Source organism: Vibrio sp. Vb0667, from assembly GCF_033391095.1.
The window spans coordinates 1-19,195 of record NZ_JAWPOL010000005.1 but is presented as its reverse complement, the minus strand read 5'-3'; the positions used below and the strand labels follow the sequence as shown (position 1 = coordinate 19,195).

The 19,195-nt window shown below is 45.3% G+C and carries 16 protein-coding genes and 1 pseudogene; 12 read left to right on the top strand and 5 right to left on the bottom strand.

Going from position 1 to position 19,195, the window contains the following annotated elements; all coding sequences use genetic code 11:
- Positions 1-87 precede the first annotated feature (87 nt).
- On the bottom strand, positions 88-858 hold the full coding sequence (gene miaE, locus R8269_RS08130; protein ID WP_017634952.1) for a tRNA isopentenyl-2-thiomethyl-A-37 hydroxylase MiaE: 771 nt from the start codon (positions 856-858) through the stop codon (positions 88-90).
- A gap of 97 nt (positions 859-955) precedes the next feature.
- A complete protein-coding gene (locus R8269_RS08125) occupies positions 956-1,720 on the bottom strand; it encodes a DNA repair protein (protein ID WP_215810629.1) in 765 nt (254 codons plus the stop codon).
- A 313-nt stretch (positions 1,721-2,033) separates the two neighbouring features.
- Here R8269_RS08125 and cysB point away from each other — a divergent pair, with 313 nt between their 5' ends.
- Together cysB and R8269_RS08115 are read left to right on the top strand one after the other, a co-directional pair.
- Entirely contained in the window at positions 2,034-3,008 is a 975-nt protein-coding gene (cysB, locus tag R8269_RS08120) for an HTH-type transcriptional regulator CysB (RefSeq protein WP_005378244.1), read from the top strand.
- A 53-nt stretch (positions 3,009-3,061) separates the two neighbouring features.
- Positions 3,062-4,258 carry a methyltransferase gene (locus R8269_RS08115; RefSeq protein ID WP_158156125.1) on the top strand — a complete coding sequence of 399 codons (1,197 nt, stop codon included), beginning with the start codon at positions 3,062-3,064 and terminating at the stop codon, positions 4,256-4,258.
- Positions 4,259-4,351: 93 nt separating this feature from the next.
- On the opposite strand, the gene ald is transcribed toward R8269_RS08115, so the two are convergent.
- On the bottom strand, positions 4,352-5,476 hold the full coding sequence (ald, locus tag R8269_RS08110) for an alanine dehydrogenase (protein ID WP_005378241.1): 1,125 nt from the start codon (positions 5,474-5,476) through the stop codon (positions 4,352-4,354).
- 156 nt (positions 5,477-5,632) lie between these two features.
- Between ald and lrp the strand changes: the two genes are divergently transcribed.
- The 6 genes and pseudogenes from lrp (at position 5,633) to R8269_RS08080 (ending at position 13,232) form a co-directional block, all read left to right on the top strand.
- Positions 5,633-6,127: a leucine-responsive transcriptional regulator Lrp gene (lrp, locus tag R8269_RS08105; RefSeq protein WP_005378234.1), complete on the top strand. Its 495-nt coding sequence runs from the start codon at positions 5,633-5,635 to the stop codon at positions 6,125-6,127.
- 152 nt (positions 6,128-6,279) lie between these two features.
- Positions 6,280-9,327: a DNA translocase FtsK 4TM domain-containing protein gene (locus R8269_RS08100; protein WP_025766892.1), complete on the top strand. Its 3,048-nt coding sequence runs from the start codon at positions 6,280-6,282 to the stop codon at positions 9,325-9,327.
- A gap of 61 nt (positions 9,328-9,388) precedes the next feature.
- Complete coding sequence (gene lolA, locus R8269_RS08095; protein ID WP_005388103.1) at positions 9,389-10,015, top strand: outer membrane lipoprotein chaperone LolA; 627 nt, start codon at positions 9,389-9,391, stop codon at positions 10,013-10,015.
- A complete protein-coding gene (locus tag R8269_RS08090) occupies positions 10,016-11,371 on the top strand; it encodes a replication-associated recombination protein A (RefSeq protein ID WP_017821702.1) in 1,356 nt (451 codons plus the stop codon).
- Positions 11,372-11,462: 91 nt separating this feature from the next.
- Positions 11,463-12,770: a serine--tRNA ligase gene (gene serS, locus R8269_RS08085; RefSeq protein WP_005437179.1), complete on the top strand. Its 1,308-nt coding sequence runs from the start codon at positions 11,463-11,465 to the stop codon at positions 12,768-12,770.
- A gap of 196 nt (positions 12,771-12,966) precedes the next feature.
- A pseudogene (locus R8269_RS08080) lies at positions 12,967-13,232 on the top strand (DksA/TraR family C4-type zinc finger protein).
- A 69-nt stretch (positions 13,233-13,301) separates the two neighbouring features.
- On the opposite strand, the gene bioA reads toward R8269_RS08080, so the two are convergent.
- A complete protein-coding gene (gene bioA, locus R8269_RS08075; protein WP_017821705.1) occupies positions 13,302-14,582 on the bottom strand; it encodes an adenosylmethionine--8-amino-7-oxononanoate transaminase in 1,281 nt (426 codons plus the stop codon).
- A gap of 130 nt (positions 14,583-14,712) precedes the next feature.
- Here bioA and bioB point away from each other — a divergent pair, with 130 nt between their 5' ends.
- From bioB to bioD, 4 genes are read left to right on the top strand one after another with little or no spacing between them, the layout of a single operon-like run.
- Positions 14,713-15,765: a biotin synthase BioB gene (gene bioB / locus R8269_RS08070; RefSeq protein ID WP_005378222.1), complete on the top strand. Its 1,053-nt coding sequence runs from the start codon at positions 14,713-14,715 to the stop codon at positions 15,763-15,765.
- Positions 15,752-16,903, top strand: a complete 1,152-nt coding sequence (bioF, locus tag R8269_RS08065; protein ID WP_017821706.1) for an 8-amino-7-oxononanoate synthase — start codon at positions 15,752-15,754, stop codon at positions 16,901-16,903. The genes bioB and bioF overlap by 14 nt, the downstream gene beginning before the upstream one ends.
- A complete protein-coding gene (gene bioC, locus R8269_RS08060) occupies positions 16,903-17,724 on the top strand; it encodes a malonyl-ACP O-methyltransferase BioC (protein WP_053307453.1) in 822 nt (273 codons plus the stop codon). The genes bioF and bioC overlap by 1 nt, the downstream gene beginning before the upstream one ends.
- On the top strand, positions 17,721-18,407 hold the full coding sequence (gene bioD / locus R8269_RS08055; RefSeq protein ID WP_005378217.1) for a dethiobiotin synthase: 687 nt from the start codon (positions 17,721-17,723) through the stop codon (positions 18,405-18,407). Before bioC ends, bioD begins: the two co-directional genes overlap by 4 nt.
- Before the next feature lie 82 nt (positions 18,408-18,489).
- On the opposite strand, the gene R8269_RS08050 is transcribed toward bioD, so the two are convergent.
- A complete protein-coding gene (locus R8269_RS08050) occupies positions 18,490-18,693 on the bottom strand; it encodes a hypothetical protein (protein WP_054575128.1) in 204 nt (67 codons plus the stop codon).
- Positions 18,694-19,195 lie beyond the last annotated feature (502 nt).

Genomic DNA, 19,195 nt, shown 5'->3' with positions numbered 1-19,195 from the left:
AATAAATAAGCCGGACGAAATGTCCGGCTTATTTATTCTCTGTCTATATAAGTTCAGAGTATGCTCAACCTTGGGAGAATATGTTCGCTAGGCTGGAATACCACTGTGAAACTTAAAATCTGTATCTGGCGTAGAAATTAAATCTGCCTCTATACGTCCAAAGTAGGCGATGCGCTCGCTGATATCTTTGCCTGCGATTTGCTCCGCTAATACAAGATAATCCTGGTAATGGCGTGCTTCTGAACGTAATAAAGAAATGTAGAACTTTGCGATATCGTCATCCATATGTGGTGCTAGTTTGGCAAAACGCTCACAAGATCGGGCTTCGATGTACGCACCAATGATGAGTTTATCGATCAGCGTTTCCGGCTCATGAGTCTTCATATGCGAAATCAGTCCTTTAGCATAACGACTTGCTGGAATATTTTTGTACTCAATTCCACGACTTTCCATGATCTCTAAAACTTGATAAAAGTGGTGTAACTCCTCTTTTATCAAAAGCACCATCTTATCGATCAAATCTTGGCTGTATGGTGAGTCGGACTTAGCCATGATTGACTTAGAAATATTGCTCTTGCCTTTTAAAGTTTCCAATGAGCCTACGTTACGGTAAGCAAAATCTTCGTAGGGCTTAAACCAGTCAAGTAGAGCATGTGAACTGGATTGGTCAACGGCATACTTACGAATTAAAAACATGGCAGATTGGCCAGCTTTTAGTTCGCACAGTAGGTGGTCTAACAAAATGGTTTGAAGGTTCTCTGGTTTCTTTGCTTCCTCTACCCATTCATCAGGTGTACTGCATCGCAGAAATTGGTTAATGGGAGCAAGAAGATCTTGATAGGCGTCTAGATTCATCATTTTAGTTTTAGTACTTCACATTTTTATTGGGCATATCCGTTGTCTTGCGGATAGAAAAAAGGCTGCAATTGCAGCCTTTTTTGACCTGAAGTGAATGTTACCACTTTTTCTTCTCGCCGAAGAGAGCTTCCATGTCATTGTCACGCTCTTTGTCAGCAATCTGCTGCATTTCGGCATCGCTTTTATCTTGGCGCTTTTTATCTAAGTCACCTAACATCTCTTCAAGCTTTTGTTTCGCTTGAATAGAATAAGGATCGCTCTTAGTGCTCAAAGCATCGATACCTTTACGCAGCAGTTGAAGCGCGGTGCCTGGTTGGCCACGAGCGATAGAGTCGTTTGCTCTTTTGATGACATTTTCAATGTTGATGCGAATTTGCATCGTTTCCAAGCGCGCATTTTCGGTGACGTAAGTCTGGGTATCCAATCGGCCTTTGTTGTGCTCGTTACGGATAGTGTCGCGAAGTCGTTTAACCAGCTTAAGCATGACGATAGCTTGTTTATCACTACTCGGCATCTTGAAAGTGGTACTCTCGCCAGTAGGACCATTCTCTTTTAGCTGCGTAATCTGCTGGTTCATATTTTCGATACGTTGAGCAAGTTGCTTGTTCTTCGGGTCCAGCTCATGCATGCTCTCTAGCGCGTCAAGAATACGATTGTTTAGACACAGCAACAGCTCTTTACTAAAAGGGATATGGTGCGCATGACCAATCAACTCTTCAGTACCATCTATCAAGGCTACATATCGCGCTGATTCCTGCCTTTTTGCGGTTTCAACTTTAACCTTATATTGCAACATAATGTTATAGCCTAGGATTAACACCAGTAGGATGGCTACCAAAGCGATTATTAAACCAATATTCATATCTTTGCGTCTGCTTTACTTTTCTGCGGCTAGCGTTAAAGAATACATGAATCTTATCTTACTCGGCACCTTATTTGTTTGATTATTTTGTCTCTCCCACGTTTTAGTTACTGATAGAAGTCACATCATAGAACTTCGGTCATTTATTGGCTCAACTTTGTGCATATTGTTTCTTGCTTGAAGATTATTAGTATGTGATTGAGGTATAAGTTAGAAATTGCTGTTCATTTCGATTTGAACGCGTTATAACTAATTATTATATCGCTCGCTTGAGTGGCCAATAAACTCTCTCATGAATAAGTAAGGGATTACGATGAAACTGCAGCAGCTGAAGTATATTGTTGAGGTTGTAAACCATAATCTGAATGTATCTGCAACGGCGGAAAGCTTATATACCTCTCAGCCAGGTATCAGTAAACAGGTTCGGTTGCTGGAAGACGAGTTAGGCATTCAGATTTTTGAACGTAGCGGTAAGCACTTAACGCAAGTGACGCCAGCTGGAGAAGAAATTGTACGTATCTCTCAAGAAATTCTCGCTCGTGTAGAAAGTATCAAAGCGGTGGCTGGAGAGCACACCCATCCAGAAATGGGGACGCTGAATATCACCACGACACATACGCAGGCTCGTTATGCACTGCCAGATGTCATCAAAGGTTTTACTTCTCGTTATCCAAAAGTGTCGTTACACATGCACCAAGGTACACCGTCACAAATGTCTGAGGCGATAGCTAAAGGCACAGCGAATTTTGCGATTGCGACAGAAGCGCTTCACTTATATCAAGATGCCATCATGTTGCCTTGTTATCACTGGAATCGTTCAATAGTTGTGCCTAAAGACCACCCACTAGCGAAGAAAGACAAAGTAACGATCAGTGATCTTGCCGCTTACCCATTAGTCACTTACGTGTTCGGTTTTACTGGCCGTTCAGAGCTGGATACAGCATTCAACCGCGAAGGTTTAACCCCGCGAGTGGTGTTCACGGCAACTGATGCAGACGTCATTAAAACTTACGTTCGTATGGGTATTGGTGTGGGTGTGATTGCAAGCATGGCTGTGGATGAAGAGCAGGACGGTGACTTGATTGCAATAGATGCGAGCCATTTGTTTGGCGCGAGCACCACGAGCATCGGCTTCCGCCGTGGTACATTCTTACGCTCTTACATGTTCGATTTTATGGAGCGTTTTGCACCGCACTTAACGCGTCCAGTGGTTGAGCAGGCGATTTCGTTGAAGTCTAATGCAGAAATCGAAGAGATGTTTAAAGACATCGATCTTCCGGTCAGATAACACTTCATTGATGTTTCGATTCCCTCTACAATGCGCTCGTTGTAGGGGGAGCTATGAAAACGCAATTTCAGTTTATTAATGACTGCTTAATCGAAAACCAATCTTTGTGGCGATTCGAGCCTTTTAAAAGCAGTATTCACACATCATTACCTTGGCAGGAGCAACATCCTCGACTGTGCCAATGGCTAGCGTCTCTTACTCCCTCTCAAATCGAAGAATACAAAGCAGCACCAGAACTCGCGTTAAAAGCACTTAGTCCGTTTTTGCCTGAGCTTGAACAACTCGCAGAACTGACTCATTTAGAGCTTTTGTCGTTAAACGGCTTGGAACTCGCTCGTGGTTTAGATAACGGTATTCCGGGACGTAAGTTGGAGCAAATTAGCTCGATGGGTGAAGCTGCAATTCAACAACACTGTGGCGAAGAATGGCTAGAATGGTGCTCAGGTAAAGGTTACTTGGGGCGAATCCTGACCACGCAAACCGATCAGCCTGTAACCAGCTTTGAATACCAACAAGCACTGTGCGATTCGGGGCAACAAGCAGCCAATGAACATCATTGGAAGATGACGTTTATTCAAGGCGACGCGTTTGATAGCAAAGCGAAAGCCGTGTTTAAGCCAACGCAACACGCAGTAGCACTGCATGCATGCGGTGACCTTCACGTTCGTCTAATGCAGTACGGCAGTGAAAATGGGATTGCTGCGATGACCATATCACCTTGTTGTTACCACTTGATTCAGTCGGAACAATACCAGCCGATGTCGGAATCGGGCAGGGCTTCTTCTCTCTCATTGTCTAAGCAAGAACTGCGTATCCCATTACAACAAACGGTGACGGGAGGAGAGCGCGTGCGTCGTCATCGTCAGCAGGAAATGATGTTTCGTCTTGGGTTTGATTTGATCACGCGACAAGCTTTGGGAATGGCAGAGTATCAGCCTGTGCCGAGTATCCGTAAGTCGCAATTAAGTGATGGTTTTGAAGCCTTATGTCGCTGGGCAGCGGAGCAAAAAGGCATTGTTCTTCCTCAAGAAATCGATTTCTCTCATTTTGAAAAGTTAAGCGAACAACGCTTCTGGCAAATGGAGAGAATGAGCTTAGTGCAACTTGTTTTTCAACGTCCGTTGGAGATCTGGCTCGCATTAGACAAAGTGCTTTATCTTGAAGAACGTGGTTACCGTGTTAGATTGTCAGAGTTTTGCCCTAAATCGGTCACGCCTAGAAATATTTTAATTTGTGCATATAAGATTTAGTTATTCTTTATAGCCAAACGCTCTATATGAAAAAGCCCACTTATGAGTGGGCTTTTGTAAACAAAACGTGACAAGTTATGTTTTATTTTGTCATTAATTAAACATAGCGATAGCTTGAGTTGGTTCAACGTATTCCAAGTCAAAGCTTTCTGCTACTTCTTTACACGTTACTTTTCCGTGAATAACGTTTAGACCTTCAAGGAAGCCTTTATCTTCTAGAAGTGCTTCGCGGTAGCCTTTATTTGCTAACTTCACGATGTATGGAAGTGTAGCGTTGTTGAGTGCAAATGTTGAAGTGCGAGCAACTGCGCCAGGCATATTTGCTACACAGTAGTGAACCACTTCATCAACGATGTAAGTTGGATCTGCGTGAGTTGTCGCGTGTGAAGTTTCGAAACAACCGCCTTGGTCAATTGCCACGTCAACCACTGCTGCACCAGGCTTCATCTTAGCAATGTGCTCTTTAGTGACCAGTTTAGGTGCTGCTGCGCCAGGAATTAGAACGGCACCGATAACCAGGTCCGCTTCTAGAACATGCTTCTCGATAGCGTCTTCAGTAGAATAAACCACTTTTGCGCGACCTTGGAATTCTTCGTCAAGCTTACGAAGTGTGTCTACGTTACGGTCTAGAATAGTGACGTCAGCGCGAAGGCCAACCGCCATACGAGCAGCGTTTGCACCAACAACGCCACCACCAACGATAACGACTTTTGCAGGTTCAACACCAGGTACGCCGCCTAGGAGTAGACCACGACCGCCGTGCGATTTTTCCAACGTTTGCGCGCCAGCTTGGATAGACATCCGACCTGCCACTTCTGACATTGGTGCTAACAGTGGCAAACGACCCATATTATCTGTTACAGTCTCATAGGCTATACAGACAGCTTTGCTCTTGATTAGCTCATCAGTTTGTGGAAAATCTGGTGCTAGGTGTAAATAAGTAAATAAAATTTGCCCTTCGCGGAGCATTGCTCTCTCTACTGCTTGGGGTTCTTTTACTTTTACAATCATGTCTGCTTGCGCAAATACGTCAGCAGCATGAGGGAGAATGGATGCGCCGACAGCGATGTAATCATCGTCTGAAAAACCAATGCCGGCACCTGCATTGGTCTCAACTAAAACTTGGTGACCATGTGAGATGAGTTCTCTCACGCTAGCTGGGATCATACCAACACGATATTCGTGATTCTTGATTTCCTTAGGTACGCCAATGATCATCCTGTATCCTCTTTCTATAATGGTTGTATTAACTGTTAGTAGGGTGTTATTGTCGAATTAATAACTAGTATAGTTATAGATTTGTAAAATTTGGCACCAAATATTAAAAAGTTGTAGTATATTTTTTTGCAAGGAAGTAATAAGGTGGAATAAAAAATGGCAGACAACTATAAAAAGCCGTCCAAGGAACTAGACCGTATCGACCGCAACATTCTTAATGAGCTGCAGAAAGACGGTCGTATTTCAAACGTTGAGCTTTCAAAACGTGTGGGACTTTCTCCAACGCCATGTTTGGAGCGTGTACGTCGCTTAGAGCGTCAGGGTTATATCACAGGGTATACTGCATTATTGAATCCGCAGTTCCTGGATGCATCACTATTAGTATTCGTTGAGATTACGCTAAACCGTGGTGCGCCGGATGTGTTTGAGCAGTTTAACTCAGCTGTTCAAAAGCTAGACGACATACAAGAGTGTCATCTTGTTTCAGGTGACTTTGACTATCTTCTTAAAACCCGTGTATCAGATATGGGTGCTTACCGCCGACTATTGGGCGATACGTTACTACGTCTACCTGGCGTAAATGACACTCGCACATACGTTGTTATGGAAGAAGTGAAACAATCTAACCAGCTTGTGATCAAAACTCGTTAATTTCTTGCAAAGAAAGCGGTATATGCTTCCGCTTTCGCCAGAGAGTAATTGGGTTTTTCTCCTTGATATGGTTAAATCAATTTACCGAGCGGCTTGATGCCGCTCGGAATGTTTTGCAATTTCCTATTTCATTTCCATATTCAAGTTGATTTATGTTCAAAGAGAACGCAAAGAAAGTCGAAACCATTATCAAAACCAGTGAAGAGCCCCAGTCTTCACGCTTAAATGGCTTCCAACGCTTAAAAGAGTGCTGCTTTATCGTTGGCGTTCTTAGCTCGGTATTGCTTGCGGTTGCACTATTTACCTTCAGTCCGGCCGATCCTTCTTGGTCCCAAACCGCATGGGGAGGGGATATCGATAATGCTGGTGGCCTTTTCGGCGCTTGGCTAGCCGATACTCTATTCTTCACATTTGGCTCTCTCGCTTACCCAATCCCTTTCTTGCTAGCGGCGGCTGCATGGGTGATTTGCCGTAAACGAGGAGAAGATGAGCCCATTGATTTCATGCTATGGGGTACAAGGCTGCTCGGTCTGGTCGTCCTTATTATGACCAGTTGCGGTCTTGCCGATATTAATTTTGATGACATTTGGTATTTTTCATCCGGAGGTGTGGTCGGGGATGTGTTGTCTAGCCTCGCTTTACCTACATTGAATGTACTCGGTACCACATTGGTATTGCTGTTCTTGTGGGGAGCGGGCTTTACGCTCTTCACTGGCATCTCATGGCTTAACATCGTGGAATGGCTTGGTGATCGTGCGTTAGCACTAATTGCCGCGCTTGCAAATAAGGCAAGAGGTTCAGAGCAGGAAGTTTTAGAACCTCAGCTTGATGAGTTTGTAGAAGACAAAGTCTCTACGCCTAAACACAATGTAGACCATGAAATTGATGATGAGCCGCTTCCTCATTTAACGGCGTACGATGTCGATGAACCGAAAGAGCCGGCGCCAGCGCATGAGTATCCTATTTATATGCCGCAAGCGAAACCTGATAAGCCTGCGGAACAGGCGATGGTAGAACCGACGCCACCACAACGCAAGGCTACGGTTAATGCTGCGCCAGTTTATTCTGAACCTGAGCCTCAAATACAACCTATCCATACGGTTAACACTGATAACGTTGATCCGCTCTTGGAACGCACCAAGCAACTGAATGTTACGATAGAAGAGCTTGAAGCAGCGGCGCAACAAGCAGATGACTGGGGAACTGAAGAACAGGCAGCACCATCATTTGCAGACACTTACTCTTCCTATGTAGAGCCACATACAGCTACAGAAGAACCGATCAGTGTTGAACCAGATTATGCGGAGTACGAACAATTTGAAGCAGAGCAAGTACAGCCGCCAAGTATTGAGCATCCTGTACATGAAGAGCCTGCAATTGATTCTGCTGTATTAGATAGCATCACGGCGCAAACAGAATCGAGCCAACATATTGAGCCTACGATCTCTGACTTTGATGTGTTAGATGATGAAGACGAAGTGGAATCTCAGCCTGCACAGCAAGCACAGCCAACAACGCCTCATCAGCAAGTTGCAACACCTTCAACAACATTTGAACCTGCACCTCAAAAAGTGGAGGTGGAAGAGGTCCAAGACAACGACCAAGATGTTACCGCATTCCAAGATATGGTTTCCAATGCGCAAGCCAAAGTCGCTGCAACACAGAACCCATTTTTGGTACAGAAAGAAGAAAACTTGCCAGTTCCGGAAGAGCCACTCCCAACGCTCGAGTTGCTTTATCATCCAGAAAAACGTGAAAACTTTATCGACCGTGATGCGCTAGAGCAGGTCGCTCGATTGGTAGAGAGCAAACTCGCTGACTACAAAATCAAAGCCGATGTGGTTGGTATTTATCCTGGTCCAGTGATCACTCGTTTTGAGCTTGATTTGGCGCCAGGGGTGAAAGTAAGTCGTATTTCTGGTCTTTCAACTGACTTAGCGCGTGCATTGTCTGCGATGGCGGTACGTGTTGTGGAAGTAATCCCTGGCAAGCCTTACATCGGTTTGGAACTGCCAAACATGAGTCGTCAGACGGTCTATTTATCTGATGTCATCAGTAGCCCTCAGTTTGAGCAAGCAACGTCACCAACAACGGTTGTGCTAGGTCAAGACATTGCGGGCGAAGCTGTGGTGGCAGATCTTGCGAAGATGCCTCACGTGTTAGTAGCAGGTACAACAGGTTCTGGTAAGTCGGTGGGTGTGAACGTGATGATTTTGAGCATGCTGTATAAAGCAGGTCCAGAAGATGTACGCTTCATCATGATTGACCCGAAAATGCTAGAGCTTTCTATTTATGAAGGTATCCCTCATCTTCTTTCTGAAGTTGTGACTGATATGAAAGACGCATCAAATGCTCTGCGTTGGTGTGTGGGCGAGATGGAACGTCGTTACAAATTGATGTCGGCATTAGGTGTACGTAATGTGAAGGGCTTCAACGAAAAATTGAAGATGGCAGCAGAAGCGGGCCACCCAATCCATGACCCGTTCTGGCAAGAAGGCGACAGCATGGATACTGAACCGCCATTGCTAGAAAAGCTGCCTTACATCGTCGTTGTTGTTGACGAATTTGCTGACCTGATGATGGTGGTAGGTAAGAAAGTTGAAGAACTGATTGCTCGCTTGGCGCAAAAAGCGCGTGCGGCAGGTATTCACTTAATTCTTGCGACTCAGCGTCCATCGGTTGACGTTATTACCGGTCTAATTAAAGCGAACATTCCAACTCGTGTTGCGTTTACGGTATCGACTAAAACGGACTCTCGTACAATCCTAGATCAAGGCGGCGCAGAATCACTACTTGGTATGGGTGATATGTTGTATCTACCGCCGGGATCTAGTCATACAACTCGTGTTCACGGTGCATTTGCATCAGATGATGATGTTCATGCTGTTGTAAACAACTGGAAAGCGCGTGGTAAACCGAACTATATTGAAGAGATCATCAGTGGAGATCAAACTCCAGAAAGTCTATTGCCAGGTGAGCAAATGGAAGCGGATGAAGATGTAGACCCGCTCTTCGATCAAGTTGTTGAGCACGTGGTTCAATCACGTCGAGGTTCGGTTTCCGGTGTTCAGCGCCGATTTAAGATAGGTTACAACCGTGCCGCCCGTATTGTAGAGCAGCTTGAAGCGCAGGGCATCGTAAGTGCTCCGGGTCATAACGGTAACCGTGAAGTACTGGCACCTGCGCCACCAAAAGATTAATGAACTTGTTTTACTCACCTCAGTCCAACTGAGGTGAGTGGTTCTAATAATAGGTATCTGAATGAAAAAACTATTTTCAGCGAAACTTTTCTCTGCGCTTGTTTTAAGCTTTTCCCTCTTTTCTACTGCACACGCAGCATCTCCTAAAGATGAATTAAACAAACGCCTTTCTATGAATGATGGCTTTAGTGCGGATTTCTCTCAGCAGGTTATCAGCCCTGAAGGCGAAACGGTTATGGAAGGAGAAGGTACGGTTGAAATCGCTCGGCCAAGCCTGTTCCGTTGGAGTACAACATTCCCTGATGAGAACCTATTGGTCTCTGACGGTAAGACATTGTGGTACTACAGCCCATTCATCGAGCAAGTGAGCATCTACTGGCAAGAGCAAGCAACAGAGCAAACGCCATTTGTTTTGCTAACGCGTAACCGAGCAAGTGATTGGAATAACTACAAAATATCTCAAAAAGGTGACCAGTTCACTCTCATTCCTACTGCAGTAGACTCCACACAAGGTCAATTCCAGATTAATATTGATGCCAAAGGTGTCGTGAAAGGCTTCAATGTGGTTGAGCAAGACGGCCAAAAAGGTTTGTTCACCTTTAACAACGTGAAGCTGGGTAAACCAAAAGCAGACAGATTCACATTCACAATTCCAAAAGGTGTGGAAGTGGATGACCAAAGGAATTAATTGGTAGTGAGTAATTACACATTAGATTTCTCGGGGGACGAAGATTTTCGTCCCCTTGCTGCTCGTATGAGACCGGAAACAATCGAGCAATACATTGGACAGCAGCACATTTTAGGCCCTGGTAAGCCACTGCGCCGTGCGCTAGAGGCGGGTCACATTCACTCTATGATCCTTTGGGGACCACCAGGCACAGGCAAAACGACATTAGCGGAAGTGGCTGCAAACTACGCCAATGCTGAAGTAGAGCGTGTGTCTGCCGTAACGTCTGGTGTGAAAGAAATCCGTGCAGCAATCGAGAAAGCACGTGAGAACAAAATGGCGGGCCGCCGCACCATCTTATTTGTGGATGAGGTGCATCGCTTCAACAAATCTCAACAAGACGCGTTTTTACCGCATATCGAAGATGGCACGGTTACCTTTATTGGTGCGACGACAGAAAACCCGTCGTTTGAGTTAAACAACGCATTGCTGTCACGTGCACGTGTCTACAAGCTAACGTCTCTCGATAAAGATGAAATCTCACTGGCGCTGAATCAAGCGATCAGTGACAAAGAGCGTGGCTTGGGCAATACACCCGCACACTTCGCTGATAACGTATTAGACCGCCTAGCAGAACTGGTAAACGGTGATGCTCGCATGTCTCTCAATTATCTTGAGCTGCTCTACGACATGGCAGAAGACAATGCGCAAGGTGAAAAAGAGATCACGCTTAAGTTGCTGGCTGAAGTGGCAGGGGAGAAAGTCTCTCGCTTCGATAACAAAGGTGATATCTGGTATGACTTAATCTCTGCGGTCCACAAATCCATTCGTGGCTCTAACCCAGATGCGGCGCTTTACTGGGCTGCACGTATGATTGCTGCGGGTTGTGATCCTCTTTATATTGCCCGTCGATTACTTGCGATAGCATCAGAAGATGTCGGCAATGCGGACCCTAGAGCCATGCAAGTGGCACTCTCCGCGTGGGACTGTTTTACACGCGTTGGCCCAGCAGAAGGTGAACGTGCGATTGCACAGGCGATCGTGTACTTAGCATGTGCGCCAAAAAGTAATGCTGTTTACGTGGCGTGGAAACAAGCGCTAGCGGACGCTCATAACTTACCTGAATATGAAGTGCCGCATCACCTTCGAAATGCGCCAACCAGTTTGATGAAAGACATGGGTTATGGGGCTGAGTATCGTTATGCTCACGATGAGCCTGGTGCTTACGCAGCAGGTGAGCAATATTTGCCGCCTGAAATGGGCGATCGTAGGTACTATCAGCCGACAAATCGTGGTCTGGAGACCAAAATCGGCGAAAAGTTAGATTACTTGGCTACTTTAGACGCAAATAGCCCACAAAAGCGCTATGAAAAGTAGGCGTTTTTGGATACATTTGTTTAGTAAATTTTTTTAACGCGTACGCTTGGAAAGTGCGCGTGATTTCACAACAAAAAGCATAGGATTAACAATGCTGGATTCTAAATTACTTCGTACAGAGCTGGATGAAACAGCTGCTAAACTGGCGCGTCGTGGCTTTAAGCTAGACGTAGATACTATTCGTAAACTTGAAGAACAACGTAAGTCCATTCAAGTAGAAGTAGAAAATTTACAATCCACGCGTAACTCCATCTCCAAGCAAATCGGCCAAAAAATGGCGGCTGGCGACAAAGAAGGCGCAGAAGAGATCAAGAAACAAATCGGTACGCTAGGTAGCGATCTTGATGCGAAGAAAGTTGAACTTGAGCAAGTAATGGCTCAACTAGACGAATTCACGCTTTCTGTACCAAACATCCCAGCAGATGAAGTGCCAGATGGCAAAGATGAAAACGACAACGTTGAAATCTCTCGTTGGGGTGAGCCAAAGTCTTACGACTTCGAACTGAAAGATCACGTTGACCTAGGCGAAATGGGCGACGGTCTAGACTTCGCAAGTGCAGTTAAGATCACTGGCGCACGTTTCATCGTGATGAAAGGCCAATTTGCTCGTCTACACCGTGCAATCGCTCAGTTCATGCTGGATCTTCACACTGAAGAGCACGGCTACACAGAAATGTACGTACCTTACCTAGTAAACTCTGACAGCCTATTCGGTACTGGTCAGCTTCCTAAGTTTGGTAAAGATCTTTTCCACACTGAGCCGCTAGTAGAAAAAGTAAACGACGAAGAGCCACGTAAACTGTCTCTAATCCCTACTGCAGAAGTACCTGTAACGAACCTAGTTCGTGACACGATTTCTGACGAAGCGGATCTACCAATTAAGATGACAGCTCACACGCCATGTTTCCGTTCAGAAGCAGGTTCTTACGGTCGTGATACTCGTGGTTTGATTCGTATGCACCAGTTCGACAAAGTTGAGCTAGTACAAATCACTAAGCCAGAAGATTCAATGAACGCACTAGAAGAGCTAACAGGTCACGCTGAGAAAGTTCTACAACTTCTAGAGCTTCCTTACCGTAAAGTGGTTCTATGTACAGGTGACATGGGCTTCGGCGCTCGTAAGACTTACGACCTAGAAGTTTGGGTTCCTGCTCAAGAAACTTACCGTGAAATTTCTTCATGTTCTAACATGTGGGATTTCCAAGCTCGTCGTATGCAAGCACGTTTCCGTCGTAAAGGCGAGAAGAAACCTGAGCTTGTACACACGCTAAACGGTTCTGGTCTTGCTGTAGGTCGTACAATGGTTGCTATCCTAGAAAACAACCAAGAAGCAGACGGCCGCATTGCAATCCCTACAGTACTTCAGAAGTACATGGCGGGCGCAACGCACATCGGTTAATTCATTAACCACTAGAACACCAAAACCCAGCCTTAGTGCTGGGTTTTTTGTTATCTGCGTCGAGTGAAAATTGATTATTACTAAGCTGCAATAGTGTTTTCGAATTTACCCTAATTATCTTGTTATTTGTAATCGATATAATCATCCACCTTACCACGGTAAGTAGATTTTCTCATTCAAGTAACGAGGAGGGCTTATGGCCGTAGGGTGGGCAAATGACGATAGCGTCAGCCAACAAATTCAAAACACAATAGACGACGAGATTTCCCGTGTTCGTGGCAGTATCACAAGGGGTGAAAGCGCCCATTATTGCGATGAGTGTGGTGATGAGATCCCGAAGCACGTCGTTTTGCTATGAAAGGCGTTCGTTTGTGTATCGAATGTCAGTCAACAATCGAATTGGTGTCTCAACGCCAAGCATTGTTCAATCGACGAGCGAGTAAAGACAGTCAACTCCGATAACTTTACTGTTCTAATAAATAATGAGACGGTTTGAGTCTCATACTCAAACCGTTTTCGTATTGAATTGGACTATGAAGCGAAGCAGTCTTTACGTTGCAACGCCGCATCAATCGCGTTAACTAGCTTCTCAATATCTTCCGGCTTGCTGATGAACGGCGGCATCATATAAATCAGTTTGCCAAATGGACGAATCCAAACTCCGTGTTCAACAAACAAGGCTTGGATGGTTTCCATATTCACAGGGCGATGCGTCTCCACTACGCCAATGGCACCTAGCCAACGGGTGTTTTTCACCAACTCGTATTCTTCAAGTTTTGGTAGTAACTCAGAAAACAGCGTTTCAATTTGTTGGGTTTGTTGCTGCCAATTACCTTGCTCAATCAATTCCAAACTTGCGGTGGCAACAGCACAGGCGAGTGGATTCCCCATAAAGGTTGGACCGTGCATAAAACAGCCTGCATCACCACCACAAACGGTGTCTGCTACGTGTTTGCTCGCCAGGGTCGCAGAGAGGGTCATGTAGCCGCCAGTGAGTGCTTTCCCGACACACAGAATGTCTGGTTGAATGTCTGCATGTTCGCAGGCAAACAACTTACCGGTACGACCAAATCCGGTAGCGATCTCATCTGCAATCAATAACAAGCCGTATTTGTCGCAAAGCCTACGCACGCCTTTGAGAAATTCTGGATGGTAGATGCGCATGCCGCCTGCGCCTTGAACAATAGGTTCTAGGATCACCGCAGCAAGTTCTTCATGGTGCGTTTCAATCTTGTGCTCGAAGTCGGTAAGGTCCTCTGGCTTCCATTCATCCCAATAACCACAAGTTGCTGACTCCGCAAAGATATGCTCAGGCAAAAAGCCTTTGTAAAGAGAGTGCATTGAGTTATCAGGATCGGTAACCGACATAGCCGCAAAGGTGTCGCCGTGATAACCGTGTCGCAAAGTAAGAAACTTCGGTCGGCGTTCGCCTTTTGCATGCCAATATTGCAGTGCCATTTTTAAGCTGACTTCTACGGCAACGGAGCCTGAATCGGCAAGGAATACATGTTCAAGGTTATTTGGTGCAAGGGACAATAGCTTCTTACACAAACTGATTGCTGGCTGGTGGGTAATCCCGCCAAACATCACGTGAGAGACCTGATCGATTTGCTGGTGAGCGGCTTGATTTAAATGCGGATGGTTGTAGCCGTGGATCGTCGACCACCAAGAAGACATGCCATCGACCAGCTCAGTACCGTCTTCCAATTTAATATGAACACCATTTGCCGATGCCACTGGGTAGCAGGTCAGAGGTGTCAATGTCGAAGTGTAAGGATGCCAGATATGCTGGCGGTCGAAGGCGAGATCCATGTGCGATTCCAATAATAATTGAGGTTAAAAAACAGACAGGTGTAAACTTTGATCTTTTGCGTTGTGTTGACAGTTTATCGAGACTCAGTAGACTGTCAACACAACAACAAAAGTGACTAAAGGAATACACGTGGAAGTTCGTCATAACTGGACGCATGCTGAAGTGCGCGATCTCATGGAAAAACCATTCATGGATCTCCTATTCGAAGCGCAGCTTGTACATCGTCAATATCAACAAACCAACCATGTTCAAGTAAGCACGCTTCTGTCGATTAAGACAGGTGCTTGTCCAGAAGATTGTAAGTACTGTCCTCAGAGTGCTCGTTACACCACAGACATCGAGAAAGAGCGTCTGATGGAAGTAGAACGCGTACTCGATGCTGCGCAAAAAGCCAAAAATGCTGGTTCTACTCGATTCTGTATGGGCGCAGCATGGAAAAATCCAAAAGAGCGTGACATGCCGCATTTGACCGACATGATCAAAGGCGTGAAGGGCATGGGTTTAGAAACGTGTATGACATTAGGCATGTTGACACCAGATCAAGCAAAACAACTGGCAACCGCAGGTTTGGATTACTACAACCACAACCTAGATACGTCTCCTGAATTTTACGGCAACATCATTACCACACGTACTTATCAAGACCGTTTAGATACTTTGTCTCATGTTCGTGATGCTGGCATGAAGATCTGTTCCGGTGGCATCATCGGTATGGGTGAAAGTGCTAACGACCGAGCAGGTTTGTTGGTTGAATTAGCTAACTTGCCAGTGCATCCTGAAAGTGTGCCAATCAACATGCTCGTGAAGGTGAAAGGCACACCACTGGAAGAGGTGGACGATGTTGAGCCATTCGATTTCATTCGCTTGATTGCGATTGCGCGCATCATGATGCCTCAATCAGCGGTTCGTCTATCGGCTGGCCGTGAAAACATGAACGAACAAATGCAAGCGCTGTGTTTTATGGCGGGTGCAAACTCAGTCTTCTATGGCTGCAAACTTCTGACGACTCCAAATCCTTCTGAAGATAAGGACATGATGCTGTTCAATAAGCTCGGTATTAACAGCCAAGAGGTGTCTCAAAAGCCTGATGAAATCGAAGAAAACGAGTTACTCGATCGCGTCGTAGAGCGCGTTGCTGCCCGTCCGACAAAAGACGACCTTTTCTACGATGCCAGCGTTTAAATCTCGTATCGAGTCCGCCCTTGCTGAGCGTAAAACGCAAGGGTTGAATCGTTCTATGAATGTGGTGTTTGCCGGTAACCAGTCCGTTTTGGAACACGAAGGTAGACGCTACATTAATTTCTCAAGTAATGATTATTTGGGATTGGCTAATGACCAAGCGCTTGTTCGGGCTTGGCAGCAAGGTTTAAGCGTATATGGTAGTGGCAGTGGAGCATCACCGATGGTGACTGGCTTTAGTGCCGCGCACAGCAATTTAGAAGCCGCACTGACCGAATGGTTGGGTTACGACAGAGCAATTCTGTTTGGTTCTGGATTCAGTGCTAATCAAGCCTTGTTGTTCACCTTGTTGGAAAAATCAGACGTATTGATCCAAGACCGTTTGAACCATGCCTCACTGATGGAAGCGGGGGCGTTGTCACCAGCTAAGATGAAGCGCTTCAAACACAATGACATCGAGCACCTAAAGTCGCTGATTAATAGCGAAGACAACCATCTAGTTGTGACTGAAGGGGTATTCAGCATGGACGGCGACTGTGCGCCGCTTAGCGATATAGCTGAAGTCACTCGTAGTCATGATGCTTGGTTTGCTGTCGATGACGCTCATGGTATTGGCGTTCTTGGTCAATCCGGTGGTGGTTCTTGCGAGTTGGCAACGGTTAAACCCGAGATACTGATCGTTACTTTCGGCAAAGCGTTTGGTATGTCTGGCGCGGCTATTTTATGTGACCACGCAACGGGAGACTTTTTGACTCAGTTTGCTCGTCACCATGTGTATTCCACAGCGATGCCTCCGGCACAAGCCTACGCGCTCACGCATGCGGTTTCTATGGTTCAAGAGCAGTCTTGGCGACGTGAAAAGCTCTCTGAGCTTAGTGAAGTGTATCGAGATAGCCTTAGCGACCTTGAGGGGTTTGTTGAGACTCAAACTTCGATTAAGCCCTTTTTGATTGGTGAATCTGAATTGGCTTTGCGAGTAGCAGGTGCTTGTCGCCAAAACGGTATTTGGGTGACTGCTATTCGCCCTCCGACGGTGCCTAAAGGAACGTCTCGTCTTCGAATCACACTCACTGCCAATCACACTAATGAACAAGTTAAAACGCTTTCAATCGCATTGAAGCAAGCATTAGGAGCGCTGTAATGGATAATGCAACTACCGCATTAGCGCAAACGCTCGCGTTAGAGAGTTTCCATCAAGATAAAGACGCGATTGCCTCTTCGTTTGGTAAAGCAGCAGAAACATACGATAAACATGCGGCTTTTCAACGTGATGTCGGGCATCAGCTGCTTGATAAACTTCCTGAAAACTTGACGCGAAAACGTGTATTGGATTTAGGTTGTGGCACGGGTTATTTCTCCCAACTACTTCAACAACGCGGTGCGGAAGTAGTCTGCGGCGATATCTCTCAAGCCATGTTAGATAAAGCAGAGCAGCGTTGTGGTGCAGTACGAATGCATTACCAAGTTGCTGATGCTGAAAACTTACCATTTGACGATGATAGCTTCGATTACGTGTTTTCAAGTTTAGCGCTGCAATGGTGTACAGATTTAAGTTACCCACTAAAAGAAGTGCGCCGCGTGCTAAAAAATGGTGGGAAAGCGTGGTTCTCTACACTGGTTGATGGATCACTGTATGAGCTGCGTGCATCATGGGAAAAAATTGATGCATATCAACACGTCAATAACTTTCTAACGCTCAATCAGGTAAAAATTGCGTTAGCGCAATCTCGATGTGACAGCCATCAACTAGACTTGACCACCATCACAGTTTGGTACGACTCTGCATTTTCAGTTATGCGTGACCTCAAAGGTATAGGTGCAAATCACGTAAGCGGGCGCTCACACGGTTTAACTAGTCGCGAGACTTTGTTAAAAGTTGAGCATGCGTACCAAGCGTTTAAAAACGATCAAGGTCTTCTACCTGCAAGTTATCAGGTTTGTTTTGGAGTAATACATCTATGATTGATGCTTTTTTTATTGCTGGTACGGATACTGATGTTGGAAAGACGGTAGCGTCTAAAGCCATTTTGCAAGCGATCGCTGCAAAAGGACTAAACACTATTGGTTATAAGCCAGTGGCAGCAGGGAGTGACAAGACTGAAGCCGGATGGCGTAACTCTGATGCTTTACACTTACAAGACGCCGCAACACTCGATGTGGCCTATGATGATGTGAACCCATACGCTTTAGAGTTGCCTGCTTCTCCCCACATTGCAGCGAAGCATGAACATGTCGAAATAAGCTACGATGTTCTGAGTCAAAAACTGGCTCAACATAAGCAGCAAGCCGATGTTGTTCTCGTTGAAGGTGCTGGAGGCTGGCGTGTGCCAGTATCCGATACGGACTGTTTATCTACATGGGTAAAAGAAGAGCAGTTACCTGTTGTACTGGTGGTTGGCATTAAATTAGGCTGTTTGAGCCACGCTTTACTCACAGCGGAGAGTATTAAAGCGGATGGTTTGAATCTTGTTGGCTGGGTGGCAAACCGCGTCAACCCTGGCACAGAGCACTACGCTGACATTATCGAGATGCTAGAAGCACGTATCGATGCACCTAAGCTTGGGGAAATTCCATATATTCCAAGTGCTAAACGCAAAGAGTTGGGCAAGTACATTAATGTAGAGCCGTTGCTAAACACTGACTAATGGTGTTTAGGATAAAAGACTAAAAAACCCAAAGGGCTGCGCAATGCAGCCCTTTCTTGTTGGTGTAACCTAAAAAGTCAGATTACTTATCTTGGCTGAGCCCCATCAATGCTTGTTGTGTTTCAGCAACACGCTGAGACATATGATGATCGGTTGAAATACCAAGTTGTTGCTTTGCCTCGTCCTCTGAGATGCCTAGGTGACAACGCAGTAAATCAATAGCCATTTGATAGTCGTTAGTTTCTACCATGGTTTTTCCCTCAATACATGGAGTTTTTGAGCTCACCCAATGCACTTTTTGCAATGTACTTAGAGTGGCTCTGTTTTGTTCATCTCATTCGAATTTAGCATGTCCATGTGGCCGCACAATAAGACCAAAGTCTATAGCAGAGCTAACGTACTGTTTTTGGTCTATTAAAAAATTTCTAGCTAAGTTGCGAAGAGGTGATAGATTTAACACCAAGATCATCTATCAATAGATGATGGGTAGCTCAGAGCTTATTTTATCATTTTGATAAATGTATATGAACGGAGGTTCCAGCTCCTACCAAAGTATGTTTTGAAATCGCTTGAATCAAATATTTCAGTCCCGAAAACAAATGTTGCAATTTATTGCTTAACCTTGTTTTTATCGCGGATAGACTATATCTATAACGTACGGAACATGAAAATCAACGGAATTGGCTTTTATAGCGATTACCATTTGTTCCTTATAACAATCCGTTTTAAAAAAACGATAAGCTTCCTCGGAGAAAAGTAATGAAGCGAATTATGTTATTCCTAGCAAC

Coding starts and splice junctions, on each gene's coding strand:
- bioF (WP_017821706.1), top strand. CDS start 15,752: ATGCCAGCGTTTAAATCTCGTATCGAGTCCGCCCTTGCTGAGCGTAAA.
- bioA (WP_017821705.1), bottom strand. CDS start 14,582: ATGGATCTCGCCTTCGACCGCCAGCATATCTGGCATCCTTACACTTCG.
- cysB (WP_005378244.1), top strand. CDS start 2,034: ATGAAACTGCAGCAGCTGAAGTATATTGTTGAGGTTGTAAACCATAAT.
- R8269_RS08100 (WP_025766892.1), top strand. CDS start 6,280: ATGTTCAAAGAGAACGCAAAGAAAGTCGAAACCATTATCAAAACCAGT.
- R8269_RS08125 (WP_215810629.1), bottom strand. CDS start 1,720: ATGAATATTGGTTTAATAATCGCTTTGGTAGCCATCCTACTGGTGTTA.
- serS (WP_005437179.1), top strand. CDS start 11,463: ATGCTGGATTCTAAATTACTTCGTACAGAGCTGGATGAAACAGCTGCT.
- R8269_RS08115 (WP_158156125.1), top strand. CDS start 3,062: ATGAAAACGCAATTTCAGTTTATTAATGACTGCTTAATCGAAAACCAA.
- miaE (WP_017634952.1), bottom strand. CDS start 858: ATGATGAATCTAGACGCCTATCAAGATCTTCTTGCTCCCATTAACCAA.
- ald (WP_005378241.1), bottom strand. CDS start 5,476: ATGATCATTGGCGTACCTAAGGAAATCAAGAATCACGAATATCGTGTT.
- bioD (WP_005378217.1), top strand. CDS start 17,721: ATGATTGATGCTTTTTTTATTGCTGGTACGGATACTGATGTTGGAAAG.
- lolA (WP_005388103.1), top strand. CDS start 9,389: ATGAAAAAACTATTTTCAGCGAAACTTTTCTCTGCGCTTGTTTTAAGC.
- bioC (WP_053307453.1), top strand. CDS start 16,903: ATGGATAATGCAACTACCGCATTAGCGCAAACGCTCGCGTTAGAGAGT.
- lrp (WP_005378234.1), top strand. CDS start 5,633: ATGGCAGACAACTATAAAAAGCCGTCCAAGGAACTAGACCGTATCGAC.